This is a genomic window from Photobacterium sp. DNB23_23_1, assembly GCF_052873815.1.
In genome coordinates this window covers 1-23049 of sequence record NZ_JBNNXT010000048.1, presented here as the reverse complement: position 1 = coordinate 23049, position 23049 = coordinate 1, and the positions used below count along the sequence as shown (strand labels likewise).

At 47.3% G+C, this 23049-nt stretch carries 27 protein-coding genes; 13 read left to right on the top strand and 14 right to left on the bottom strand.

The window, feature by feature from the left end:
• Positions 1-120: 120 nt before the first annotated feature.
• The 3 genes from ACVA53_RS21600 to crr are packed head-to-tail and all read left to right on the top strand — an operon-like array spanning position 121 to position 2710.
• Positions 121-378 (top strand): HPr family phosphocarrier protein, encoded by a 258-nt coding sequence (locus ACVA53_RS21600; RefSeq protein WP_255042110.1) that lies wholly within the window; start codon positions 121-123, stop codon positions 376-378.
• A gap of 54 nt (positions 379-432) precedes the next feature.
• Positions 433-2160, top strand: coding sequence for a phosphoenolpyruvate-protein phosphotransferase PtsI (ptsI, locus tag ACVA53_RS21595; RefSeq protein ID WP_446506220.1), 1728 nt, complete (start codon positions 433-435; stop codon positions 2158-2160).
• 40 nt (positions 2161-2200) lie between these two features.
• Complete coding sequence (gene crr / locus ACVA53_RS21590; RefSeq protein ID WP_446506219.1) at positions 2201-2710, top strand: PTS glucose transporter subunit IIA; 510 nt, start codon at positions 2201-2203, stop codon at positions 2708-2710.
• 359 nt (positions 2711-3069) lie between these two features.
• Here the strand turns inward: crr and ACVA53_RS21585 are convergent, their stop codons facing one another.
• The 3 genes from ACVA53_RS21585 to ACVA53_RS21575 form a co-directional block, all read right to left on the bottom strand.
• A complete protein-coding gene (locus tag ACVA53_RS21585) occupies positions 3070-3966 on the bottom strand; it encodes a Dyp-type peroxidase (protein ID WP_446506218.1) in 897 nt (298 codons plus the stop codon).
• A 331-nt stretch (positions 3967-4297) separates the two neighbouring features.
• Positions 4298-4708 (bottom strand): hypothetical protein, encoded by a 411-nt coding sequence (locus ACVA53_RS21580; protein WP_446506217.1) that lies wholly within the window; start codon positions 4706-4708, stop codon positions 4298-4300.
• Positions 4709-4713: 5 nt separating this feature from the next.
• Positions 4714-5175: a DUF2919 domain-containing protein gene (locus ACVA53_RS21575; protein WP_446506216.1), complete on the bottom strand. Its 462-nt coding sequence runs from the start codon at positions 5173-5175 to the stop codon at positions 4714-4716.
• Between the two features lie 498 nt (positions 5176-5673).
• Here ACVA53_RS21575 and ACVA53_RS21570 point away from each other — a divergent pair, with 498 nt between their 5' ends.
• Positions 5674-6024, top strand: coding sequence for a DUF2956 domain-containing protein (locus tag ACVA53_RS21570; RefSeq protein WP_446506215.1), 351 nt, complete (start codon positions 5674-5676; stop codon positions 6022-6024).
• A 19-nt stretch (positions 6025-6043) separates the two neighbouring features.
• Entirely contained in the window at positions 6044-6508 is a 465-nt protein-coding gene (locus ACVA53_RS21565) for a DUF1499 domain-containing protein (protein WP_446506214.1), read from the top strand.
• A gap of 200 nt (positions 6509-6708) precedes the next feature.
• On the opposite strand, the gene ACVA53_RS21560 is transcribed toward ACVA53_RS21565, so the two are convergent.
• The 6 genes from ACVA53_RS21560 to napF form a co-directional block, all read right to left on the bottom strand.
• A complete protein-coding gene (locus ACVA53_RS21560) occupies positions 6709-6843 on the bottom strand; it encodes a TIGR02808 family protein (protein WP_107350611.1) in 135 nt (44 codons plus the stop codon).
• Between the two features lie 19 nt (positions 6844-6862).
• A complete protein-coding gene (locus tag ACVA53_RS21555) occupies positions 6863-7438 on the bottom strand; it encodes a NapC/NirT family cytochrome c (RefSeq protein WP_255040720.1) in 576 nt (191 codons plus the stop codon).
• A 27-nt stretch (positions 7439-7465) separates the two neighbouring features.
• Positions 7466-7933: a nitrate reductase cytochrome c-type subunit gene (locus ACVA53_RS21550; protein ID WP_255040719.1), complete on the bottom strand. Its 468-nt coding sequence runs from the start codon at positions 7931-7933 to the stop codon at positions 7466-7468.
• An 88-nt stretch (positions 7934-8021) separates the two neighbouring features.
• Positions 8022-10508, bottom strand: a complete 2487-nt coding sequence (gene napA / locus ACVA53_RS21545; RefSeq protein WP_446506213.1) for a periplasmic nitrate reductase subunit alpha — start codon at positions 10506-10508, stop codon at positions 8022-8024.
• Positions 10505-10777: a chaperone NapD gene (locus ACVA53_RS21540; RefSeq protein ID WP_255040717.1), complete on the bottom strand. Its 273-nt coding sequence runs from the start codon at positions 10775-10777 to the stop codon at positions 10505-10507. Before ACVA53_RS21540 ends, napA begins: the two co-directional genes overlap by 4 nt.
• Positions 10778-10779: 2 nt before the next feature.
• Positions 10780-11271 (bottom strand): ferredoxin-type protein NapF, encoded by a 492-nt coding sequence (gene napF, locus ACVA53_RS21535; protein WP_255040716.1) that lies wholly within the window; start codon positions 11269-11271, stop codon positions 10780-10782.
• Between the two features lie 383 nt (positions 11272-11654).
• On the opposite strand from napF, the gene narQ reads away from it, so the two are divergent.
• Both narQ and ACVA53_RS21525 read left to right on the top strand, forming a co-directional pair.
• Positions 11655-13352, top strand: coding sequence for a nitrate/nitrite two-component system sensor histidine kinase NarQ (gene narQ, locus ACVA53_RS21530; protein ID WP_446506212.1), 1698 nt, complete (start codon positions 11655-11657; stop codon positions 13350-13352).
• A 4-nt stretch (positions 13353-13356) separates the two neighbouring features.
• Positions 13357-13983 carry a response regulator gene (locus tag ACVA53_RS21525; RefSeq protein WP_446506211.1) on the top strand — a complete coding sequence of 209 codons (627 nt, stop codon included), beginning with the start codon at positions 13357-13359 and terminating at the stop codon, positions 13981-13983.
• Between the two features lie 155 nt (positions 13984-14138).
• Here ACVA53_RS21525 and ACVA53_RS21520 read toward each other — a convergent pair whose 3' ends face one another.
• Positions 14139-14420 (bottom strand): winged helix-turn-helix domain-containing protein, encoded by a 282-nt coding sequence (locus ACVA53_RS21520; protein WP_107350603.1) that lies wholly within the window; start codon positions 14418-14420, stop codon positions 14139-14141.
• Between the two features lie 338 nt (positions 14421-14758).
• On the opposite strand from ACVA53_RS21520, the gene ACVA53_RS21515 reads away from it, so the two are divergent.
• The 5 genes from ACVA53_RS21515 to ACVA53_RS21495 all read left to right on the top strand — a co-directional run bounded on the left by ACVA53_RS21515 (position 14759) and on the right by ACVA53_RS21495 (position 17667).
• The gene (locus ACVA53_RS21515) at positions 14759-15157 is read left to right on the top strand and encodes an MAPEG family protein (RefSeq protein ID WP_255040713.1); all 399 of its coding nucleotides are present in this window, start codon (positions 14759-14761) and stop codon (positions 15155-15157) included.
• 73 nt (positions 15158-15230) lie between these two features.
• On the top strand, positions 15231-15584 hold the full coding sequence (locus tag ACVA53_RS21510) for an ArsC family reductase (RefSeq protein ID WP_446506210.1): 354 nt from the start codon (positions 15231-15233) through the stop codon (positions 15582-15584).
• A gap of 14 nt (positions 15585-15598) precedes the next feature.
• Positions 15599-16729 carry a succinyl-diaminopimelate desuccinylase gene (dapE, locus tag ACVA53_RS21505; protein ID WP_446506209.1) on the top strand — a complete coding sequence of 377 codons (1131 nt, stop codon included), beginning with the start codon at positions 15599-15601 and terminating at the stop codon, positions 16727-16729.
• Positions 16729-17439: a M15 family metallopeptidase gene (locus tag ACVA53_RS21500; protein WP_446506208.1), complete on the top strand. Its 711-nt coding sequence runs from the start codon at positions 16729-16731 to the stop codon at positions 17437-17439. The genes dapE and ACVA53_RS21500 overlap by 1 nt, the downstream gene beginning before the upstream one ends.
• Positions 17440-17667: a DUF2897 family protein gene (locus tag ACVA53_RS21495; RefSeq protein ID WP_255040709.1), complete on the top strand. Its 228-nt coding sequence runs from the start codon at positions 17440-17442 to the stop codon at positions 17665-17667. It begins immediately after the preceding gene.
• A gap of 271 nt (positions 17668-17938) precedes the next feature.
• On the opposite strand, the gene ACVA53_RS21490 is transcribed toward ACVA53_RS21495, so the two are convergent.
• The 4 genes from ACVA53_RS21490 to frsA form a co-directional block, all read right to left on the bottom strand.
• Positions 17939-19195 carry a glutamate-5-semialdehyde dehydrogenase gene (locus ACVA53_RS21490; protein WP_255040708.1) on the bottom strand — a complete coding sequence of 419 codons (1257 nt, stop codon included), beginning with the start codon at positions 19193-19195 and terminating at the stop codon, positions 17939-17941.
• Between the two features lie 28 nt (positions 19196-19223).
• A complete protein-coding gene (gene proB, locus ACVA53_RS21485; protein WP_255040707.1) occupies positions 19224-20414 on the bottom strand; it encodes a glutamate 5-kinase in 1191 nt (396 codons plus the stop codon).
• 114 nt (positions 20415-20528) lie between these two features.
• Positions 20529-20933: a sigma factor-binding protein Crl gene (gene crl, locus ACVA53_RS21480; RefSeq protein ID WP_255040706.1), complete on the bottom strand. Its 405-nt coding sequence runs from the start codon at positions 20931-20933 to the stop codon at positions 20529-20531.
• A gap of 119 nt (positions 20934-21052) precedes the next feature.
• Positions 21053-22312, bottom strand: coding sequence for an esterase FrsA (gene frsA, locus ACVA53_RS21475; RefSeq protein ID WP_255040705.1), 1260 nt, complete (start codon positions 22310-22312; stop codon positions 21053-21055).
• Positions 22313-22573: 261 nt separating this feature from the next.
• Between frsA and ACVA53_RS21470 the strand changes: the two genes are divergently transcribed.
• On the top strand, positions 22574-22870 hold the full coding sequence (locus tag ACVA53_RS21470; RefSeq protein ID WP_255040704.1) for a hypothetical protein: 297 nt from the start codon (positions 22574-22576) through the stop codon (positions 22868-22870).
• The last annotated feature ends 179 nt before the right edge of the window (positions 22871-23049 follow it).

The window sequence follows — 23049 nt, the reverse complement described above, 5'->3', positions numbered from 1 at the left end:
TCTCAAACACCGAACTGTTGGGTAGTTTATAATCCCAGTTAGCGAGCTTAGCGTAAACAGGTTAAGCTTACTTTCAGTTACGTTAATATTAAATAAATAATATCTATATCGGGGTGAAAAATGTATCAGAAGCAAGTTGAGATCACTGCAGAAAACGGTCTACACACTCGTCCAGCTGCTCAGTTCGTTAAAGAAGCAAAATCTTTCGACGCTGACATCACAGTGACTTCAAACGGCAAAAGTGCAAGCGCTAAGAGCCTATTCAAGCTTCAAACTCTAGGTCTAGTTAAAGGCACAGTAGTAACTATCGCTGCTGAAGGTGCTCAGGCTCAACAAGCTGTTGACCACCTAGTTGCTCTAATGGACGAACTGCACTAATACGCAGTCTGTTTATTACTTCCCCTAGTTTCAAGTATATTTTAAGGTAAGGCTATGATTTCAGGTATCCTGGCGTCTCCTGGTATTGCTTTTGGTAAAGCACTACTTTTGCAGGAAGAAGCGATTGTTCTAAACAAAACGCCAATCACTGCGGACCAAGTTGAGAGCGAAATTCAACGTTTTTTCGACGCTCGAAAAAAATCTTCTGAGCAACTAGAAGTTATCAAAGAAAAAGCACGTGTGACCTTCGGTGAAGAGAAGGAAGCCATCTTTGAAGGCCACATCATGTTGCTGGAAGATGAAGAGCTAGAAGAAGAAATCATAGCCTTCATTAAAGAAAACAATGCCTCTGCTGATCTTGCTATCTACAGCATTATCGAAGAGCAAGCAGCAACGCTTGAGTCATTGGATGATGAATACCTAAAAGAACGTGCTACCGACATCCGCGATATCGGTAACCGTTTTGTGAAAAACGCACTGGGTATCAGCATCGTCAACCTAAGCGCAATCAATGAAGAAGTTATCCTGGTTGCAAACGACCTGACACCTTCTGAAACTGCGCAAATCAACCTAGATTACGTACTTGGCTTCATCACTGATATCGGTGGTCGTACTTCGCACACCTCTATCATGGCCCGTTCTCTAGAGCTACCTGCTATCGTAGGTACAAACGACATTACAGCTCAGGTTAAGAACGGCGATATGCTGATTCTTGATGCAATCAACAACAAGGTTGTTATCAACCCATCTGACGCTGAAGTAACCCAATTCAAAGCGATCCGTGATGCAAACATTGCCGAGAAAGAAGAGCTAGCAAAACTGAAAGATTTGCCAGCTATCACTCTTGACGGCAAGCAAGTGGAAGTCTGCGGTAACATCGGTACAGTAAAAGACTGTGACGGTATTAATCGTAACGGTGGTGAAGGTGTTGGCCTGTACCGTACCGAGTTCCTGTTCATGGACCGCGATGCACTTCCTACCGAGGAAGAGCAATACGCAGCATACAAAGCCGTTGCCGAAGCAATGCATGGCGAACCAGTGATCATCCGTACTATGGATATCGGTGGTGACAAAGATCTACCGTACATGGATCTGCCACAAGAAATGAACCCATTCCTAGGCTGGCGTGCAGTTCGAATCAGTCTTGACCGTCGCGAAATCCTACGTGACCAGCTTCGTGGTATCCTACGTGCATCTGCGCACGGCAAGATCCGCATCATGTTCCCGATGATTATCTCTGTTGAAGAAATCCGCGAACTAAAAGCAGCAATTGAAGAATACAAAGCAGAACTTCGCACTGAAGGCTTGCCATTCGACGAAAACATCGAAATCGGTGTAATGGTTGAAACACCTGCTGCTGCAGCAATCGCTCACCACCTGGCAAAAGAAGTTGAGTTCTTTAGTATTGGTACTAATGACTTAACCCAGTATACTCTTGCTGTTGACCGTGGTAATGAGCTGATTTCTCACCTTTACAACCCACTATCACCTGCAGTCCTAACTGTGATCAAGCAAGTTATCGACGCTTCTCACAAAGAAGGCAAATGGACAGGTATGTGTGGCGAGCTAGCGGGTGATGAGCGTGCAACCCTACTGCTTCTAGGTATGGGTTTGGACGAATTCAGCATGAGCGGAATTTCGATTCCACGTATTAAAAAGATTATCCGCAACGCTAATTTCGCTGATGTTAAAGCAATGGCTGAGCAAGCGCTTGCTATGCCTACTGCTGCTGAAATTGAAGCTCACGTAGAAAAATTCATCGCAGAAAAGACCATCTGCTAATATAGCTGCAGATAGAATAAAAACGCTTAGGAGCAACGATATGGGTCTGTTTGACAAATTGAAGAAGCTGGTTTCTGATGACAACACTGAAACTGGTGCTATCGAAATCATCGCACCGCTTTCTGGTGAAATCGTAAACATCGAAGATGTGCCAGATGTTGTTTTCGCAGAGAAAATCGTTGGTGACGGTATCGCTATTAAACCTGCTGGCAACAAAATGGTTGCACCAGTAAACGGTACTATCGGCAAGATCTTCGAAACAAACCACGCTTTCTCTATCGAGTCTGACGACGGCATCGAGCTATTCGTTCACTTCGGTATCGACACTGTTGAACTTAAAGGTGAAGGCTTCACTCGCATCGCAGAGGAAGGCCAGACAGTTAAAGTTGGTGACACTGTTATCGAATTCGATCTAGCACTTCTAGAAGAGAAAGCGAAATCAACTCTTACTCCAGTTGTTATCTCTAACATGGACGAAATCAAAGAGCTGAACAAACTTTCTGGCGCAACAACTGTGGGTGAAACTCCAGTTCTTCGCATCAAGAAGTAAGATTGTTTCAATCTTTGCAAAAGCGCTGCCCTCGGGCGGCGCTTTTTGTTTATCTGGCGATTGACGATTCAAAATTTACTTTTGAGTAATACCAAACTGGATAAGTAGTTGATCAAGTATTTGCGCTGGAAAAATCGTTGTTATCAAGGCAGATATTGCAGTAACTAGTGGCTCTAATTACAAAATATATAACGCAGAGAGCAGCGATTTTAACCAGCAAGACTGATCAAATATTTATGTAGCTTGGTATAATAAGACGCAATAAAAATAGGAGGCAATACAAACATTACCTCCTATCTTTCATATTCCCAAGCACCAAGCTTTACCTCTGGCCCAGCGCCCATGGCCTACAGCCACTCTTACAAAGAGTTAAGCACTTCTACCGATGGTGCGAAGAAGTACGCACCGGTTACTGCTGTAGTGAAACGCAACAACTGATCGGTTTTACCGTCTGTGTGGCCGTACATGCTCTCCAGCATCACTTTGAAGTTATGCTGAGTATGACAATATGCAATGAACAACAAGCCGTGATCGCCGCTTACAGAGCCATATGGCAAGCTATGGCGAACTATCTTCAGCCCCTTGCCTTCTTCTTTAATATCAACACGTCCAACGTGTGATGCAGCAGGTACATCTTCCAGTTCAATAGAATCAGGCTTAGTACGACCGACTACTTTTTCCTGCGCCTGTATATTCAAGCGATTCCAAGCCGGTAGGTTATGCACAAAACGCTGTAACATCACAAAGCTGCCACCAGCGAAGTCTCCCTCTTGGATCAGTGCAACATCCTGACGTGCTTCTAGCGTTTTAGGGTTCTCGGTCCCATCAACGAAATCAGTCATATCGCGCGAATCAAGATATTTGAAACCGTAGGTTTCATCCATGATTTCCACATGCTCGGCGATAGGCGAAATAAATTGACGTAGCAGGTAGAAATTCAAATCATGACGGCTTGAATTAAGATGCAGCAATACATCACCACCTGTGGCTGGTGCCGTAACCTGGCCCTCACCTAATGCTTCAAAGTCGTCAAAATCTGCAGGCAGCCCCTTTTCCAGGGATGCCCAGAATGTCTTGCCGAAGGCAATACTGGCACGAAGTTCAGCATCCGGCTGCTGACTGTTTATCTCATCGACCAATGTATGAACTTGCTGGCAGCGCTCAATAAGCGCCTTGTTGTCACCCGTTGCCTTCATGACAACATACAATGCGAATGGTCCTGCTTCAGGCAAAATCAAAGGTTGCGCCGTAGCCATATTTTTCTCCTAACTTATTATCCTTGCTGATACAGCATTATTCTGATCAGAGTATAACGAGAATACAACAAGGAAAATTGATCATTGTCAGCAGAGCAGACTTACACAAGGAAAATCAATCGCGTAGAGCACATATCACCAACGGTTATATCAACGATTACAATGTCATACTTTTCGCTCTCTCACCCTTGCGGGATATAATAACGCTGATAAGGGGACAGGCAGTGGCACAGTGCTAGATACTGCCGTTTAGTCTACGTCTTTCAAACCTACAGGCAGCAAAAAACCCGCGATTGCGGGTTTTTAAAAATATCAAGGTAACATCTAGCGCTTATACCGACGTCACTTCAACTTGAAGCTTCACTTGCTGATCACCACCGTTATCAAGCCCTTCAAACTTTGTTGGGACATTCAAGCCAGTAGATATTGTTGGCGACACCAGTGTTCGCCAGCCGCCGTCATCAAGCCGCTCCTGAACCTTGAACGCGATCTTCACTTCTTCCGCGGAGACTTCCAACAGCTCGGCGCTGCCGACTAATTCTCGACGACTATCATCATTATCGATATTACTACCAAAAAAGACTGTTTCTTCTCCTGGCAATAATGACAGCGAGGTATTCACTGACTGAGTGCTACCTGTTGCGCCCGTTAATTCAAAATTTACATCTAATAGCCAATCGGCCATGGCTAACGGGCTTAGCAGTGCGCTGAACAGCACCAACCCTTTACCCCAATCACTCATTGTACTTACCTCTCTACGGGCTTGTCCGCAAATGTATTTCTGACCCTGGAGCTTCTAAGCAGGTATCCACCAAGCCAGAATGTCAGCAGCAGGCTGACCGCTCGGGTCCAGCTGAAGGCCCCTTGGGTCAACATCAGCTGATACATTTGCAAAACACAATCTGTTGTATAGGTCAGCAGTAGGATCCCTTTCCCATGCTGCCATACCAAATTTATTAATTTATTATTTTTGTGTCGGTAACCGGCCAGCCACATATAGATCAGTGCAGGGAGTCCCAACAGCATTGCCAGATATAAGTTATCTCGCAAGGGATACAAAACTTCCAAGATCTGGGCACCTTGCTGGCGACTTGCGCCCGCCATGACAAAAATGACCCATCCCTTGGCACTGAACAACCAGCAAAGCCACAGCATGGCTGATGGTTTCAACAAGCCATGCTTGTCGTACGTTTCTATCGGATATAACACTTACTTTCCCCGCTCCTCACTGCTTAATATGCAATGGAGGTTTTGCCTCAAAATTTCAATAACCAACGTCTTCTGTGGCTATTACGGGCATAATTGTATAACCGGGGCCGATATAACAACACTGTTCAGTACTAAGCACACATTAATCGATCTGGTCACAACCGCTACCCGTAGAGGCAAATTATGTGGTTCAACGCACTGTTTGGATATTGAACTTGCAGGTATGATCACGTTTTACTGAATGAAATATGTTAATTTTCTAGTTTTATTACAAAAGTCACATCAGGAATAATTATTCTCTACTAGCTATACTTTCCTAAATAAGCTTTTAAATTCATAGCCTTAATAGATATTAATTGCAATTTAACCCCTTGTTCACTTCTCATTCATATGACGTAAAATTCCTACCACTTTTGATGAATATAAATTTCCGAAGTGTGCGAATTAATATTATCAGCGGTATAATTCGGCAAAAGAAAATGATGGTTCGGATTAACAATGGTAAACAAAAAAGTCCAAGGGACCCCGTCCCCAGAAACTCAAGCAGAAGCACTAAAGATTGCTCGTGCAACTCAGAAACCAGGGCAGACCAAAGACCAAACTAAACTGATAGCTCAAGGGATCCAGCACGGCATCGAGCAATACAAAAAACAGCAGAAAGCCAAAGCCCGTGAGCGCGATAAGCTACGGAAAAAACAAACCAGAGACAGGGCCCAGGATATAGAAGCTACAGCTGTAGAAACCGCAACACCGCAGCAGGAGGTCGTCAAGAGTAAACAACACTGGCTCCCGTGGTTATTGCTGGTTGCCTCTTGGCTAGGCTTCATTGGTTACCTTCAACTCGGTTAAATCTCACAAGGATTCATGGATGATTGAACAACATCGTTTTCGCTTTATTCCCTTAGTGGCCATGTTAGGAATGTTGGTTGGATGCGGTAGCCCAGACTCTGCTTCTAAATATGCAACAATAGAGGTAAACCAGCCTTGCGGCGAAAAGCCTAACTGTGTCAGTACCGTCGATACCCGAGAAGCGCACAACTTGGCACCGTTTGAACTTAGCCACAAGGGCCTTGAGCATTGGGAACACATTGAACAGCTGGCGCTGTCTCTTCCAGGAGCCTCCCTCGCCACAAAGAAAGACGATTATTTTCGGGTGGAATGTACCAGCAAAATCTTCCGGTTTGTTGATGATTTCGAAGTCCGAAAACAAGCCAACCAACTCATTGTTCGCTCTGAATCCCGTACCGGCTATTCCGATTTCGGGGTTAACCGAGACCGCGCAGATAGCTTTCGGGTGATGCTGGAGAAAGAAGGGTACTTAACCCTCAACTAAAAACTGAACAGATAAATCGTTGTTAATTGCAGTAGTTAGTGGCTCTAATTACAAAATATCTAACACAGAGAACAGCGATTTTAACCAGCAAGGCTGATCAAATATTTATGTAGGTTGGTATTACTTGCAGTTCGGGAGGAGAAATGCAAAAAGCCATGCTGAGCGGCATGGCTTTCATTTACCGAAGGCAGGATACGCCTCTAGATATTTTTATCCTTACCTAACGACAATAGCATGATACAAATCACCGCTACAGCCGCGAAGCCAGACAGGATAATAACAGGCATGGCCGCATAGCCCAGTACATGCCAGAAGATAGATTCTAATGTACTCATTGTTTCTCCTTATCCGGGCTTACTGCCAACCTTCAATGTCTTTCATATCAGGCAGTTTATGAGCAATACCCTTATGACAATCGACACAGGTCTTATCACCTGACGCTAGGGCCGTTGAGTGCTGCTTCGCACTGCGGCTACCCTGCTCGGAGAAATCCATGTATTCGAATTCGTGACAGTTACGACACTCCTGCGAATCATTTTCTTTCATCCTGTGCCATTCCCGGTTAGCAAGATAACCCCGTCGCTCTTCGAATTTCTCTTGAGTATCAATTGTCCCCATCGCATGAGCCACCAGCTCTTTTGATGCCTGAACCTTACGAACAATTTTATCGGTCCAATTATGCGGTACGTGGCAGTCTGAACAAATTGCACGAACCCCCGAGCGATTAGCAAAGTGAACCGTTTCACGGATCTCTTTCACGATCGGTGCGTGACAACCAGCGCAGAATTCTTCGGTGTTCGTGGCTTCCATACCGGTGTTGAACGCACCCCAGAACAGCAAGCCGCCCATAAAGCCCATAAAGAGCACCAGACCCACTGCGACCTTACTTGGTGAGGAAAACCTACGCCAAAAGGTTTTTAACATTTTCATTGATAGCCTCTCTTTAAAACTGGCTAATTAACGCAGTGCGTCGACACGCTCAAAATCATTTTCAACCAACGGCTTCGCATCCGCTTGTGGCACATGACACTGAAGACAGAAGTAACGAGCCGGTGATACATCGGACAATACCTGCCCTTCACGTGGTGACTGGTAATGCGTCACGCTGATCTTGGTTGCGCCCATTTCATTGGCATTTTTCCAGCTATGACAAGCCAGACATTTGTTGGCATTCTTTGACACTTCGTAATTACGGATCGTGTGCGGTACCAACGGCGGTTGGTACACGTAATCGCTGTCGATCGTACCTTGATCACGAGGGTAGCGTTTCATTGGATCCGCAGCACGGGTAGCTTCCAGCTCGCTTGCACCACGCAATGACTCTAGGCCACCGATACCACCAGGGTTTTGCAACTCTTCTGCACTATGCACAGCACCAGCCAGCACCATGCCTAGTGCCATTACTGCTACGACTAATCGTTTCATTGTATTCTCCGCCTACAGGCTAAACTCAGGTCAAGGTAGGGCTGTCCGGCATAATGCCAGACAGCCAACCTATTCAATTTATTGCTATTTATACTTTGGTGATTTTCACAGGGCACTTCTTGAAGTCGGTCTGCTTCGAAAGCGGATCGGTTGCATCCAGAATCAACTTATTCACCAAAATACGGGCATCAAAGAATGGGATAAATACCAAGCCCACTGGCGGGCGGTTACGGCCACGGGTCTCAACGCGACAACGTACTTCACCACGGCGAGAGGTAACTAGCACTTCATCACCGCGACGCAGACCGCGAGATTCAGCATCATCCGGGTGCAAGTAGCACAGTGCATCCGGAACCGCTTTGTATAGCTCAGGGACACGACGAGTCATGGTACCGGTATGCCAATGCTCAAGAACACGACCGGTCGACATCCATAGGTCGTATTCTGCATCAGGCACTTCCGGGGCAGGCTCAAACGGTGCAAAGATGATATTTGCTTTGCCATCGTTGTGGCCGTAGAAACGGAAACCTTCACCTGCTGGTACGTATGAGTCATGGCCCTCAGAGAAACGCCACTTGGTCTCTTTGCCATCAACAACTGGCCAGCGCAGACCACGAACCTGGTGGTAGGTGTCGTATGGTGCTAAATCGTGCGCTTTACCGCGACCGAACGCGGCATACTCTTCGAACAAGCCTTTCTGAACGTAGAAGCCTTGTGCTTTGGCATCATCGTTCAATGACTGCGCATCAGAAAGTGGGAATTTATCGATCTGGCCATTTTTGAACAGCATGTCGTACATGGTCTTGCCGCGGTACTGTGGTGCTTTCGCAACTAGCTCTTCACCCCATACTTCTTCAACGGTGAAACGCTTGGAGAACTCCATGATCTGCCAAAGGTCAGATTTAGATTCACCTTGCGTTTCTACCTGCTGATACCAAACCTGAGTACGGCGCTCTGCGTTACCGTAAGCACCTTCTTTCTCTACCCACATTGCGGTTGGCAGAACAAGATCAGCCGCTTGAGCTGTTGCCGTTGGGTACGGATCAGAACAGACAATAAAGTTATCTGGGTTACGGTAACCCGGCAGACGCTCTTCGTTAATGTTCGGACCAGCCTGCATATTGTTGTTACACATTACCCAGTAAGCGTTCATCTTACCGTCTTTCAACATACGGTCATGCTGTACGGCGTGATAGCCTGGTTTTGGCGGAATAGTGCCTTCCGGCAGTTTCCAAATTTTCTCTGCAATCGCACGGTGCTTAGGATTTGCAACCACCATGTCAGCAGGAAGACGGTGGGCAAACGTACCCACTTCACGCGCAGTACCGCACGCAGATGGCTGACCCGTTAGCGAGAATGGGCTGTTACCAGGCTGAGAGATCTTACCGGTTAGCAAGTGAATGTTATAAACAAGGCTGTTCATCCACACACCACGGGTGTGTTGGTTCATGCCCATGGTCCACAATGACATCACTTTGGTCTTTGGATCGGCGTATTGTTTCGCCAACTCAATCAGCTTCTCTTGTGAAACACCTGACATCTCAGAGGCTTTTTCTACCGTGTATTCAGCAACAGAGGCTTTATACTCGTCGAATGTCATCGCATGCATCGCACCCGAGTTAGCATGTTTCGCTTTCTGCTGCAGTGGATGTTCATCACGCAGACCATAGCCGATATCGGTTTCAGCACGCTTGAAGTTGGTGTGCTTGTTCACAAACGCCCAGTTAACCGCATCATTCTGGATGATGTAGTTCGCGATGAAGTTTGCAATCGCAAGGTCGGTCTGTGGTTCGAAGATCATGCCGTTGTCTGCAAGTTCAAACGAACGGTGGTAATACGTCGATAACACATTCACTTTAACATGTGGGTTGCTTAGGCGACGGTCAGTCAGGCGAGTCCATAGCACTGGGTGCATTTCCGCCATGTTAGAGCCCCAAAGCACAAAGGAGTCAGCATTTTCGAAATCGTCGTAACAGCCCATCGGCTCATCGATACCAAAAGTACGCATGAAGCCAACGACCGCAGACGCCATACAGTGGCGTGCATTCGGGTCAATGTTGTTTGAACGGAAACCCGCCTTCATCATTTTCGATGCCGCGTAGCCTTCCATTACCGTCCACTGGCCCGAGCCGAACATACCGACGCCAGAAGGACCGTGTTTCTTCAGTGCTTCTTTCCATTTCTCAGCCATTACATCGAATGCTTTATCCCAAGATACTGACTGGAAATCGCCGTCTTTAGCGTATTGACCATTTTTCATACGCAACATTGGCGTTTGTAGACGATCCTTGCCGTACATAATCTTCGACAGGAAATAACCTTTGATACAGTTCAAGCCCTTGTTGACTGGTGCTTCAGGATCACCCTGAGTAGCCACAACACGACCATTCTGCGTACCAACAAGTACCGAACAACCTGTACCACAAAAACGACAAGGCGCTTTATCCCACTTAATTTTGGTTTCGTCAGAACTAACGATTAAGTTAGTTGCTGATGCTGGCAACGAAATCCCCGCCACAGCTGCTGCCGATGCAGCGGCGTTTGCTTTCACAAACGCGCGTCTTGTCATTTTCATGAATCTTCCTCAGATTGCGAGTCGAACTGTTCGATTTGGTGATACACTAAAAACGTGGTTAAAACGTGTTCTAAGTTATTAATTTTATCTATTGTGTCAGTCACATAGCCCTGGTTTTCAGTTTCCAGAACCACGATAATCTTACCTTCTTCACTGTCGCCGTATATTTCTGCATTCGGCATTGCTACGATCTGCTCTTTCACAGAGGTCAGATACTCCGGCTTTACATGAACAACCAAGCTGGAAATGTGTACTTCTTGTAATGCCATCGTTAATTCTCTTCGTTTTTGTGATTCACCATGATGATCGCCGATGCCGGACATACCGACACACATGCGCCACATCCTGTACAGGCTGACGTATCCAGTTCTGGCCGAGCGACACCGCCCACTTGCAACCGAAACCGGATAGCCATTACCTCACACGCATCGCCGCAGCTTCGGCACTCAATATTCCGGTGGGCAAGGCAACCCTCATTAACTTGCGCCACCAAAGGCCATGGCTGCTCTGATTTCGGCTGGAATAAGGGCTCGGGACAAGCCTCGGCACAGCGGTAACAGAATGTGCATTCACCACGCTGAAAGTCGACAGCAGGAAAACCACCGTCGCCTTTGGCAATAATCTGTGTTTCACACGCGTTGATACACTTGTTGCACCGGGTACAGGTATCGGTGAACGTCTCTTCATCCACCACCCAGGGCATTCGCTGCAGGTCAGGCTTGCGACGCCGTGTCATTAACCGACGACGGGAACGATCAAACATTGACTCAGTCCTTCGTAAAATATTATTAATAAAAATAGTGATTACGGGCAGCAGCTTGGCTATAAAAGCAAGGTGTACCAATAAACAGCTTGAATGATTTACAACAAATAATCACAAGCTGTCATTTTTTTACACGACAAGTGTAAATCCCGTAATAAATGCTTAAATACCTAGTAAGGGCTAATTAGGGGCTAAATTTGTCTTGGATCAATAAATTCAAATGCGTGCCCTCTCAATATAGAAAAGCCAATTTTTCTTTTGGGCAGCTAATATTTACCCCGATAACATTAAAATCACCCGCTCATCCATTAAACATAGACCAGAAATAAAAAGTAAAAACGCTTTCTCTTTATCTTTAAGATAACGATTTAAAAGGAAAATTTGTGAAAAATAGGCCTCTAAAGCCCGTCACTACTACGATAGCTAGAACCATGCTAGCAATCTTGCTTCTTTCTGTGGTCACAACCAGTTTTGCCCTGCTGACCCTAGCGTCTAGCTTAAATGATGCTGAAGCGGTTAATGTCTCTGGTTCATTAAGGATGCAAAGCTACCGGTTAGCCTATGATATCCAGACCCAATCTCACCACCTAGAAGCCCATTTAGATATGTTCGAGAAGTCCTTGTTCTCGCCATCCATGGCTGCACTCGAACATTGGACGGTACCGACCAATATCAAGATGCACTACTACAATTTAATTGGCCGTTGGGAAGATCTGCACCCCTTGCTACACAATGGCAATGAACAACTATTTCTCAGCGAAGTTGTCAATTTTGTCGACCGGATCGATCAATTTGTCTATGAGTTACAAGAATTCTCTATCATCAAGTTGCAGGTGCTGTCGGTCGTGGGGGGACTTGGCTTGAGTTTGATTCTGATTGCGGCTCTGTTCACCATTCATTACACCCAGCGCAAGATCGTGACCCCTCTCAATCAAATGGTCACTGCCAGCGAACAAATACAGGAAGGGAAATTCGAACTCATCCTCGATGTCAAAAGTGATAATGAGCTGGGGATCTTAGCCGGTACCTTCACCACCATGGCGGCAGAGCTCGGCAAGCTATATCGCAACCTTGAGATGAAAGTCGATGAAAAAACCCGCCGCCTGCGCCAAGCCAATGATTCGCTTCAGGTCCTGTATGACTGCTCGCAGGAATTATCCCGAAGCCGCCTCAGCACAAAAAACTTTGCGGTCATGCTCGATACCCTGCTTGATATTGAAGGGCTAACCGCCGCCAAGTTGATCATCGAAGAAAGCAGTGGTAACAACACCGAAATTATTGCAGGCGAGCCGTCTGGCAATAACTGGCATTACCATGATCTTGAGCTAGACGGCCAAGTACTCGGCCAGTTGTGGTGGCAAGACACCCTGCCTTGCCCTGATAAAAACTTGATTGACAACCTGTCCCGTACGCTAGCCCGTGGGATCTACTATAACCGGGCGCAAAAGCAATCTGAGCAGTTATTATTGATGGAAGAGCGTGCTACGATTGCCCGTGAGTTGCATGATTCTTTGGCACAATCACTGTCTTACCTTAAAATCCAAGTCACCCTACTAAAAAGGCAACTTGGGCAAGGTGATCAGCAACAGACCATGGCGATCATCAGTGATATAGATCAAGGCCTTTCAGGCGCTTACACCCAGCTTCGAGAATTACTAAGCACCTTTCGCCTCACAATCAAAGAAGCGAATTTTGGTGAAGCATTGGTAGAAATGCTAAAACCATTGGAAGAGCAAAGTAATGCGTTACTGATTATTGATAACCAACTCTCATCACTCAGTTTGGATGCCCACCACCAAGTACACCTGTTGCAGTTAATCAGGGAGGCTGTACTTAATGCGATTAAGCATGCACAGGCTGACGAAATCATTGTTACCTGCCAACAAGAGTTGGATACCGTAACGATTAATATCAGTGATGATGGAATAGGCTTTGACCCGGCTAATGAAAAGCTCAATCATTACGGCCTAGCAATTATGACCGAACGTGCTTCACGCCTATACGGTACACTGGAAATCAATACAACCAAGGGGACTGGTTGCGAAGTCACCCTTCAATTTCAACCTGAGCCCCAAGGATAAAATTATGACGTGTTGGAAAATTATGATTGTTGATGATCACCCCTTAATGCGCAGGGGGATCAGCCAGCTTCTTAGCTTTGAAAATGACTTCGAGATAGTTGGTGAAGCGAGCAACGGTGCAGATGCGGTGTTACTTGCTCAGGAAAAAGATCCCGATCTTATCCTGCTTGACCTGAACATGAAGGGTATGTCCGGCCTCGATACCCTCAATGCCATGCGTGCAGAAGGGATCCAAGCACGCATTGTCGTGCTGACGGTGTCTGACAGCCGCTCAGATGTTAAAGCATTGGTCAATGCCGGTGCCGACGGCTATCTTCTGAAAGATACCGAACCCGATCAACTGATTGCCTTACTGAAACAGGCAATGTGCGGTGGTCAAGCCTTCAGTGATTTGGTCCGCGAGTACCTAGCTGACAACACCGAACAAGATTCCCTGCTTGATACCCTGACTGATCGGGAAATGCAGATCCTAAAAGAGGTGGCAAGAGGATATCGCAACAAACAAATAGCCGATAACCTCTTCATCTCAGAAGCAACCGTTAAGGTGCACATGAAGAGTTTGTTGAAAAAACTCCAAGTGAAATCAAGAACAGCCGCCACGGTGCTTTACCTGGAATCTCAGGGGCAATAATGGGCAAAGCGGGACCCTGCCCCTACACTTTGGGTGCCAACCAAGTCTCGCTATACAGCCCTCCGGGCTTCTCGAGTTCAGTGAACTTGATTGGTAACGCTTATTATTGTGAAAGCACTAAGTAATAAAAAAACCGCACGAATGCGGTTTTTTTATTAACACGATACTGAAGAGATAATATCCCTTTCTTTCGATTCAACCCAGCTAACATCAAACGGCCCCCAATCACTGAGCTGATAGTAGCCATCGTTATGGCGCTTGCCATCTTGGACAAAAGCCAATTCAATGCCAAACCCTGGTAAGGCTTTAAGTACATCCTGAATGGTACGACGTGGCCAACCGGTAATTTCAATCAGCTTAGGAACATTGGGACGATCTAGCTGCTCAACAAGCAAAGCAAGATAAAGACGACGGGCAAAAACCGGATTCAATTCCATTGAGACCTCCATAATTTAAGGTTTTCATTATTCCGACTTCTGCCCAAAGGGTGTTGAGTTTGATCAATATGAGGGAGGATTTCCCTGTATTGGTCGTTATTTTCGGTGATCTAGGTCTCAATATTCAAGACCTTGTCATTCCGGAAACAAAAAATACATGTTTAAACAACAACTTGAAATATCACACAAAAGTACTCTATTCAGCGCTGTATCACAACTTGGCAAGCACTTTTTTGTCATGGCCAGGTATGCATTCTCACACTTATCATTATCCATACTTCATCTTGTCTTCTATACTTTCGCCAATCGCCCCTACACCCGCCTACAAAGGAGCAACTATGACCCCAGCCTTCTGGTGCATTATCGTCATGATACTGATTAACTATTTACTGGCGGGTATTGGTGGCTGGTTGACGGTCCGCCAGACCGGTAAACTCAATATCAACCAGCCACGCATCCAAGACCGCGAACTCACCGGAGCGGCTGCCAGAGTAAAAGCAGCCCAGGCTAATGGCTGGGAAATCCTATCGGTCTTCTCGAGCTGTGTTTTTATTGCCCAGCTCTCAGGTGTACCAGCCCATGAATCGGCCCTGCCCGCCTACTTATTTATCATCAGCCGGGTGCTCTATTTTATTTGTTATGCTTTCAAACTCAGCCCATGGCGTACTATCGTTTTTGTCCTTGGGATCTTGGCCAATATGTGGCTGATAAAACTGGCTATCAGCTACGGCGGCTGAAGCCATTGCACCCCCCGCCTAATCCCGCTATAAAGAGAGACCAAGTTCACAAAACAAGTCAGCCAGAATAACTATGAGTACAATTGCTTACGGCATCAAAAATTGCGACACCATCAAAAAAATGAAAAAGTGGCTAGAAGCCGAAAATGTTGAGTACGCCTTCCATGACTACCGTGTCGACGGCCTAGACCGTGGCATGCTCGAGCAGTTTGAATCAAAACTAGGCTGGGAAGCCATGGTCAACAAGCGCGGTACCACTTACCGCCAGCTAACCGACGAGCAAAAAGCCGGCCTGAACCAGCAAAGCGCGATTGAGTTAATGCTGGAATACCCAGCCATGATCAAACGCCCGCTGTTGGTTCACAACAACAGCTACCACTTGGGCTTCAAGCCTGCCCAGTACCAAGAAATTTTCCAAACGAACTAAGGAAGGATACAAGGATGTCAGATAGCCCGGTTCTCGCCCTGGCGAAAGACTTTATCAGCCGCCAGTCAGTGACCCCTGAAGATGCTGGCTGCCAGGACGTTATGATTGAACGCCTGGAAAAACTCGGCTTTAAAATCGAAACCATGGTGTTTGAAGATACCACCAACCTTTGGGCCCGCCGCGGCACCGAAGCACCACTGTTTGTCTTTGCTGGCCATACTGATGTCGTGCCTGCGGGTAACCTCGATAAATGGCATACCGCGCCTTTCGAGCCAACCATCATCGATGGCTACCTGCATGGCCGCGGCGCAGCCGATATGAAAGGCTCACTGGCCTGTATCATTGTGGCCATCGAGCGCTTCCTGGCCGAAAACCCTGATCACAAAGGCTCTATCGCTTTGCTGATCACCTCGGACGAGGAAGGGCCTTTCATTAATGGAACCACCCGCGTCATTGATACGCTGGAAGCCCGTAATGAAAAAATCGATATGTGCATTGTCGGTGAGCCATCAAGCACCCATGCAGTCGGTGATGTGGTCAAAAATGGCCGTCGTGGTTCTATCACTGGTGATATCAATATCAAAGGTACCCAAGGCCATGTTGCCTATCCACACCTTGCCGATAACCCGGTTCACCGTGCAATGCCTGCACTGGCCGAGCTGGCTGCAACAACGTGGGACAATGGCAATGCCTACTTCCCGCCGACGAGCTTCCAAATCGCCAACTTATCTGCAGGGACCGGCGCTTCGAATGTGATCCCGGGCGAGTTCCACGTTCAGTTCAATTTCCGGTTCAGTACCGAACTGACTGTCGATGATATTAAGCGCAAGGTCCACTCTGTGCTTGATGCCCACGGCCTAGATTACGAGCTCGCTTGGACCTTCAGTGGTCACCCGTTCCTCACCGATGAAGGCACCCTGCTTGACGCTGTGATCGAAGCGATAGAAGAAGTGAACCATAAAAAACCTGAGCTACTAACCACTGGCGGTACGTCTGACGGCCGTTTCATCGCCCGCACCGGTGCGCAAGTTATTGAGCTTGGTCCCGTCAACGCCACCATTCACAAAGTGAATGAATGTGTGAAGGTCGCTGATCTGGAAAAACTCACCGATATGTACCAGAAAGTGATGGAAAAAGCCCTTTAATGGTTAACCACCCAAGCAAAGCCCGGCAGCATACCGCCGGGCAACTTACCGGGCAAGAGACCAGCCATCTGGTCTCATTAAACCCAACTGGCGGGCACCCTTATGTCCACCAGCAAATGCTCCCGGCCTTTCAAGCGCTAAAAGAGACAGCCAACCAAAACGGTTTTGACCTTCAGCTTGCCAGTGCCTTCAGGCCTTTTGAGCGCCAATTGCTGATTTGGAACAACAAGTTTTCCGGCAAGCAGCCACTGCTCGATAGCAATAGCCAGCCGCTTGATCCTGCTACCCTCGATGCACTTGAGAAAATCCACGCCATCATGCGCTGGTCAGCCCTGCCCGGCGCTAGCCGCCACCACTGGGGAACCGATATCGATGTGTACGCGGCAAACTGCTTACCCAAAGATACACAACTGCAGCTCGAGCCTTGGGAGTACGCGAAAGGTGGCCACCAAGCTGAGTTCAGACAATGGCTAGCAGCCAATATGGCCAACTTTGGCTTCTACCTTCCCTATGCCGATGATCGCGGTGGCGTTGCGTGTGAGCCTTGGCATATTAGCTACTTTCCCGTGAGCGAATATTTACTTTCACAGCTCACACCAGATCTGCTCAAGCGCACACTTAGCCAATCAGAGCTTGCAGGAAAGTCGCACATACTGGAAAACCTTGATAGTCTCTATAGTAAGTACATAGAGAATATCTGTGAGGTGTAAATGGAATGGCTACTCAACCCGTGGGTTATCAGCATCATTGTCGTCAGCGTGGTGGTCGGTAACATTGCGGCGCTGAAATACACCGCTAACATGAAATTTGGCTACAAGGACAAAGTCAAATACATGTACGATAAGAGTCGGCGCGAGCAAGAGCTCGACGAGCTAATAGAAAAACAAACCGCTAACGATAAAAACCAAGATTTAAAAAACCTCAAAAACCACATATAAAAAAACGAGAGCATCACGCTCTCGTTTTTTTATATCTCTATCAGTCAACTCTTGGCTTTATACCAACCATTTTTCCTACGTAATAAATAGATCAATTACTTATCCAGATTGGTATTAATACGGAAGCACTTCACCATATAAATTTCTGCACTGCCTTAGTAGCAATGAGTTCTATGTCAGTTTATCTAGAACCAAGAGGAAGCGCGGAGTTTACGATAGTAAATGAGCACTTCCGATGCAGTTATCGCATTAACTGACGACGATAAATCAATTAAGCTCGTGGGAGGTAGTCTGCGATACCAACCCACTTATAGCTTGTTAACTCTTCCAGCCCCATCGGACCACGGGCATGCAGCTTCTGGGTCGACACGGCAACTTCCGCGCCGAGACCAAACTGTGCGCCATCGGTAAAGCGGGTTGAAGCATTGACGTAAACCGCCGCTGAGCCGGCTGCATTGACGAACCGCTCTGCCGCGACCAGATCGTTGGTCATGATCGCATCGGAGTGGCTGGCGTTGTGCTTACGCATATGGGCGATGGCTTCTTCCACATCTTTGACAACTTTGATCCCTAGCGTGAAGCTCAACCATTCGGTGTCGTAGTCACCTGTAGCTACACGGCGTAGGCTTGCCGCTTTGCCTTCAAGTAGCTCGTAGGCATTCTCGTCAGCCACTAGGTCAACATTGCTTACATTTAAGCGCTCGGTCAGACGAGGCAAGAAAGCCTCTGCGACTTTCTCATGGACCAGTAAGGTATCAAGGGCATTACAGGCCGACGGACGCTGTACCTTGGCATTCTCCACTACATCTAGCGTGCGCGAGAGATCTGCCGAGGCGTCAACGTAAACATGGCTAATACCGAAACCGCCAATTATCACTGGGATAGTGCTGTTTTCCTTACACATCTTGTGTAGGCCTGCACCGCCGCGCGGGATGATCATATCAACATACTGATCCATCTTCAGCAATTGGGAAACCAACTCACGATCAGGTTTTTCAATGTACTGTACCGAAGCTGTTGGCAGCCCAGTTTTCTCAAGAGCAACCTGGATCACTTTAACCAGCTCCATATTGGAATGGAACGTCTCGCGACCACCACGAAGGATACTGGCGTTACCGGTTTTCAGGCACAAGGCAGCGATATCGATAGTCACATTCGGCCGAGCTTCATAAATCACGCCAACCACACCTAGCGGTACGCGACGGCGGCTCAGTCGCATTCCGTTTTCCAGTACTTTGCTATCTAGCTCAGCACCCACAGGATCGTTAAGGCTGATCACGTTGCGGACATCATTGGCAATACCGACCAAACGCTCGGCATTGAGTAACAGGCGATCAACGAGCGCATCAGTCATACCAGCTTCTTTAGCAGCGGCAATATCTTTGGCGTTGGCCGCCAAAATCACGTCTTGGTTTGCTTCTAGCTCATCGGCAATCACAGCCAATGCACGGTTTTTCTGTTTTGTTGCTGCCGTTGCCAGTTCGAAGGCAGCCTGTTGCGCCGCTTGGCCCATCAGTTCAAGATTCATGTTCTTTTCCCTTACGTTTCAATACGAGTTAGATGACTACCAAGTCGTCACGGTGTACAGCAACTGGGCCATATTCATAACCCAACACCTGATAAATATCTTGACTGTGCTTACCAGCAATTTTCGCCAGATCGTCGCTAGAGTATCGGCTGATCCCGCGGGCAAGCAGTTCGCCTTGGGTATTGAAAATCCGAGCCACTTCTCCACGCTCGAACTCGCCTTTCACCTTGGTGATCCCTTTCGACAGCAGGCTACTTCCGCGCTGCTGCACAGCAACCGCTGCACCTTGGTCGATCACGATATCTCCAGCAGGCGGAGGACCAGCCAAAATCCAACGTTTACGGCTTTCCAGCGGTGACTCCAACGGTAAGAAACGGGTACCGACAGACGTACCTAGCGCTAAATCTGCCACCACATCAGGACGGCTACCGGCAGCGATAATCACTTCAATACCCGCACGACGTGCAACATCAGCTGCTTGCAACTTGGTTGCCATGCCACCGGTACCCAGACCACCGACACTGCCACCTGCGATCTTACGCAAGGTTTCATCGATAGTATGAACTTCACGGATCAACTCAGCGTCTGGGTTGTTGCGAGGGTCGGCAGTAAACAGCCCTGGCTGATCAGTCAGCAGCAATAGCTTATCGGCCCCAGCCAAGATACCGACCAATGCCGAGAGATTATCGTTATCACCCACTTTGATCTCAGTGGTTGCAACGGCATCATTCTCGTTCACAACCGGGATAATACCGTTATCCAGTAGGGCAACAATCATATCGCGGGCATTGAGGTAACGCTCGCGATCATCAAGATCCGCACGGGTTAACAACATCTGCCCCACGTGCAAGCCATAGATTCCGAACAGGCTCTCCCACTCTTGGATCAAGCGGCTTTGACCAACAGCTGCCAGTAATTGCTTACTCGCCATGTTTTTGGGCAGTTCGGGGTATCCTAAATGTTCTCGGCCAGCGGCAATCGCGCCAGATGTCACGATAATGATCTTGTGGCCCTGACGGCGCAATTGTGCGCACTGACGAACCAGTTCAACCATATGGGCACGATCCAGCTTTAGTGTTCCGCCGGTCAATACGCTGGTACCCAGCTTGACAACGATAGTCTGCGAACTGTGCCTGACGTCTTGGTTTTGAGACCCGTTTTTCGAGCCTACGGTTACCAAGTCCTTGTTTTTTTCATTTAGGATATTTGTCTCTGCCATGGGGATAAAACAAAAAGAATAAGTAGAATGATGTTGTATCAATACCCTATCTAAATCACAAGAAAAATGCGCCAATTAGGCGCATTTTTCTTCATTTAACATCAGGCTGGATAGTTAGGCGACACTACCTAGTTCAGGCTCTTTTAAGACCTTTGAGGGCGATAAGGTCAGTTCAAACTCTTTTTGCAACAAACCTTCTAATTTCGGATAAAAATCGTCTAATGTTTGCTGCACCGCTTTCTCATGTTTGGCAGGAACCGGATCTTTCACCCATTCACCAGCACCGTCATAACGACCAAAGCCATAGTGATAGTCAAAGCCCTCATCATTGGCCTCGATGATGAACCACCAGCCCCAAAATTCACGCTCATCAGGCGCCTTTTTGGCGCTAACACAGCTTGAAAGGCAGTCAAAGAAAAAATGCCCTTCAGAAGACAGAGGCTGACGTAAATAGGGTCCCAAAGCCGTCAGTTTTGTCATCAAACGCCCATGGGGCGGGAAAGTCTTTTCGGTCGTCATAGTCATCTCCATCCCTAGCAATAATTTACCTATTCCATTTAAGCCATAAACCGCTCGCTTGGCAACAATTTATTTACAAAACAGACATATTGATAAAGACTTCTTGATATTGATACGTGCTAGGCGAGCTTTTCCTTCAGCCAATCAACAACCGTGATCATTGCGCGGTGGTAGCCATCATGCAGCGGCTTATTTGGCATAGTAACGGCTTTCCCCCCTCTGCTCGACATCGCAATAAGCTGGTTATCGAATTCCGAACACACCGGATCATCCTTAAGGCCAATACCCAACATCGGCACATCAACCTTACGGCGCCCTAACAAGCCCTGATTCTTCAGCGACCAAGCTGAAAGGTGGGCGACTAGACTCGATTTAGAAACGCCATTTTTACCTAATCGTGATGCAATCATGTCGAGGTACATTCTAGGCATAGCATCCAAACGCTTAGGATCAGCCAAGAAGCTATGGATAATTCCGCCAATGCTAACACAGGTTTTCAGCCTGGACGGCTCAAGAAAACCAAGCCGGATGGCCGCATTTCCCCCCAAGCGCAGCCCCAGCATTGCAACACGGGTATGATCAACCCATGGCACATCCATAAGCTGCTGCAGCAGTGCCTGATGCAGTCGGCTGGTATCTTCGGTCAATGACCAATGGCTACTGTGGCCGACCGAAGGCATATCCAGGGTGATCATCGCAAAGCCCGCAGGCCCGAAGTACTTTTGATACAAACGCAATAGATCTGACTGCAGGGTATCCAAACCACCACTGACAATCACTGTTGGCAATAGCTTGTCGGTACGAGGCAAGTGAATAAAAGCTTGGAATGTCTTGTTCTCGTATTTGACATCAATGGTCCGCATTTGGTGTGGCATGTTTTCCATTGCATCGCGATAAGCCTGGTTGGCTTGCAACTCAGCTTGGGTAGAAAGATCATCCCCCTTTAGATGCGGGTAGGCACCGATGCTGTAATGCATACTGGCAGTGATTAACTGTTCGGCTGCTTTTTCCTTTTCGCCCTGCGCCAGCAAATCTCGCGCAGCCTTGTGGTACATCCCCCCGGATTGGCACCACTCATACACCCAGTTTCCCGGCTTGTAACCGATAACAGTATCAAGTAAATCATCGCGGGTACGTGGTGCATCGGAATTGGCCATCCTAGAAAGGATCGCTTCGAGCTCTATCGGATCAACCCCCTGCCAGATCCATTGCGGTCGCCGCATTACACGGTACCAGCCAACTTCACTATCTCCGTCAAGGGCGCTGTGGATTGGTGTATCGACGACATTGGCCAATTTCACCAAACTCGACGTTTCTTTGGAGGTTTGCCTAGGGGCAAAGAGCTTTTCGGAAAGATTGGTATTGGACGATTCAGACACGTTCAGCTCCATATTGATACGCACAAGCCGAACTAAACAGATTAAACAAACTGGGCAGCCTCAGCATAGTCATCAGCGCCCAGCACCTGTTCAGTTATCTGCATGTGCTTATAGTGTTTATATTTTTAAAGTATACCACCCAACAGGTACTTACAGTATGAGCCGACAGACAAATCCCACCAGTTGCAGAACCAGTACACCTCAGCAAAAGAACTCAGCTATGCTTTTACTTACCTATCAGTATTTCATACGGTGGTAAGTATGCGATATGCCCTTTGTCTTTGTGCTTCGCTTTTTTTCTCTTCATCAGTACTCGCTTTTGGTAGTGGCGGTTCATTGGGGGGCAACCCCGGCGAGGCCTCTGGCGGTGTCAATGCCAAAACCCCTCTATGCTTAGACGTATCAGGTGAACGGATCCCCGATAGTTTCCAGACCAAATACCAACGCCAATGTACAATCACCGGTAATACTATGGTTGATCTCATCAACTACAACAACTACTACCGCAACAAACCCAATGGCGAGTCCCTATCGGATATCAGAGCTAAAGCCAGTTAATACCATGCTTTTCAAGAATACCAATCTGGATAAGTAGTTGATCAAGTATTTATGTAGGTTGGTATAACATTTTAAGCATAAAAAAAGGAGCCATAGGCTCCTTCAGATTGATGACAAAGGCCTGGCTTTTAAGCTAGGCCTTTGATCTAATAGAGGTATCGAAATATGGATATCTCGAC

What these genes read in the sequence shown, in the direction of transcription:
- crl (WP_255040706.1), bottom strand. Translation starts at nt 20,933, where the DNA reads ATGACGACCGAAAAGACTTTCCCGCCCCATGGGCGTTTGATGACAAAA.
- ACVA53_RS21550 (WP_255040719.1), bottom strand. Translation starts at nt 7,933, where the DNA reads ATGAAACGATTAGTCGTAGCAGTAATGGCACTAGGCATGGTGCTGGCT.
- ACVA53_RS21565 (WP_446506214.1), top strand. Translation starts at nt 6,044, where the DNA reads ATGATTGAACAACATCGTTTTCGCTTTATTCCCTTAGTGGCCATGTTA.
- crr (WP_446506219.1), top strand. Translation starts at nt 2,201, where the DNA reads ATGGGTCTGTTTGACAAATTGAAGAAGCTGGTTTCTGATGACAACACT.
- ACVA53_RS21560 (WP_107350611.1), bottom strand. Translation starts at nt 6,843, where the DNA reads ATGAGTACATTAGAATCTATCTTCTGGCATGTACTGGGCTATGCGGCC.
- ACVA53_RS21495 (WP_255040709.1), top strand. Translation starts at nt 17,440, where the DNA reads ATGGAATGGCTACTCAACCCGTGGGTTATCAGCATCATTGTCGTCAGC.
- ACVA53_RS21490 (WP_255040708.1), bottom strand. Translation starts at nt 19,195, where the DNA reads ATGAATCTTGAACTGATGGGCCAAGCGGCGCAACAGGCTGCCTTCGAA.
- ACVA53_RS21580 (WP_446506217.1), bottom strand. Translation starts at nt 4,708, where the DNA reads ATGAGTGATTGGGGTAAAGGGTTGGTGCTGTTCAGCGCACTGCTAAGC.
- proB (WP_255040707.1), bottom strand. Translation starts at nt 20,414, where the DNA reads ATGGCAGAGACAAATATCCTAAATGAAAAAAACAAGGACTTGGTAACC.
- ACVA53_RS21570 (WP_446506215.1), top strand. Translation starts at nt 5,674, where the DNA reads ATGGTAAACAAAAAAGTCCAAGGGACCCCGTCCCCAGAAACTCAAGCA.
- ACVA53_RS21510 (WP_446506210.1), top strand. Translation starts at nt 15,231, where the DNA reads ATGAGTACAATTGCTTACGGCATCAAAAATTGCGACACCATCAAAAAA.
- ptsI (WP_446506220.1), top strand. Translation starts at nt 433, where the DNA reads ATGATTTCAGGTATCCTGGCGTCTCCTGGTATTGCTTTTGGTAAAGCA.
- napF (WP_255040716.1), bottom strand. Translation starts at nt 11,271, where the DNA reads ATGTTTGATCGTTCCCGTCGTCGGTTAATGACACGGCGTCGCAAGCCT.
- ACVA53_RS21500 (WP_446506208.1), top strand. Translation starts at nt 16,729, where the DNA reads ATGGTTAACCACCCAAGCAAAGCCCGGCAGCATACCGCCGGGCAACTT.
- ACVA53_RS21585 (WP_446506218.1), bottom strand. Translation starts at nt 3,966, where the DNA reads ATGGCTACGGCGCAACCTTTGATTTTGCCTGAAGCAGGACCATTCGCA.
- ACVA53_RS21555 (WP_255040720.1), bottom strand. Translation starts at nt 7,438, where the DNA reads ATGAAAATGTTAAAAACCTTTTGGCGTAGGTTTTCCTCACCAAGTAAG.
- dapE (WP_446506209.1), top strand. Translation starts at nt 15,599, where the DNA reads ATGTCAGATAGCCCGGTTCTCGCCCTGGCGAAAGACTTTATCAGCCGC.
- ACVA53_RS21515 (WP_255040713.1), top strand. Translation starts at nt 14,759, where the DNA reads ATGACCCCAGCCTTCTGGTGCATTATCGTCATGATACTGATTAACTAT.
- ACVA53_RS21520 (WP_107350603.1), bottom strand. Translation starts at nt 14,420, where the DNA reads ATGGAATTGAATCCGGTTTTTGCCCGTCGTCTTTATCTTGCTTTGCTT.
- napA (WP_446506213.1), bottom strand. Translation starts at nt 10,508, where the DNA reads ATGAAAATGACAAGACGCGCGTTTGTGAAAGCAAACGCCGCTGCATCG.
- ACVA53_RS21600 (WP_255042110.1), top strand. Translation starts at nt 121, where the DNA reads ATGTATCAGAAGCAAGTTGAGATCACTGCAGAAAACGGTCTACACACT.
- ACVA53_RS21525 (WP_446506211.1), top strand. Translation starts at nt 13,357, where the DNA reads ATGACGTGTTGGAAAATTATGATTGTTGATGATCACCCCTTAATGCGC.
- ACVA53_RS21470 (WP_255040704.1), top strand. Translation starts at nt 22,574, where the DNA reads ATGCGATATGCCCTTTGTCTTTGTGCTTCGCTTTTTTTCTCTTCATCA.
- ACVA53_RS21540 (WP_255040717.1), bottom strand. Translation starts at nt 10,777, where the DNA reads ATGGCATTACAAGAAGTACACATTTCCAGCTTGGTTGTTCATGTAAAG.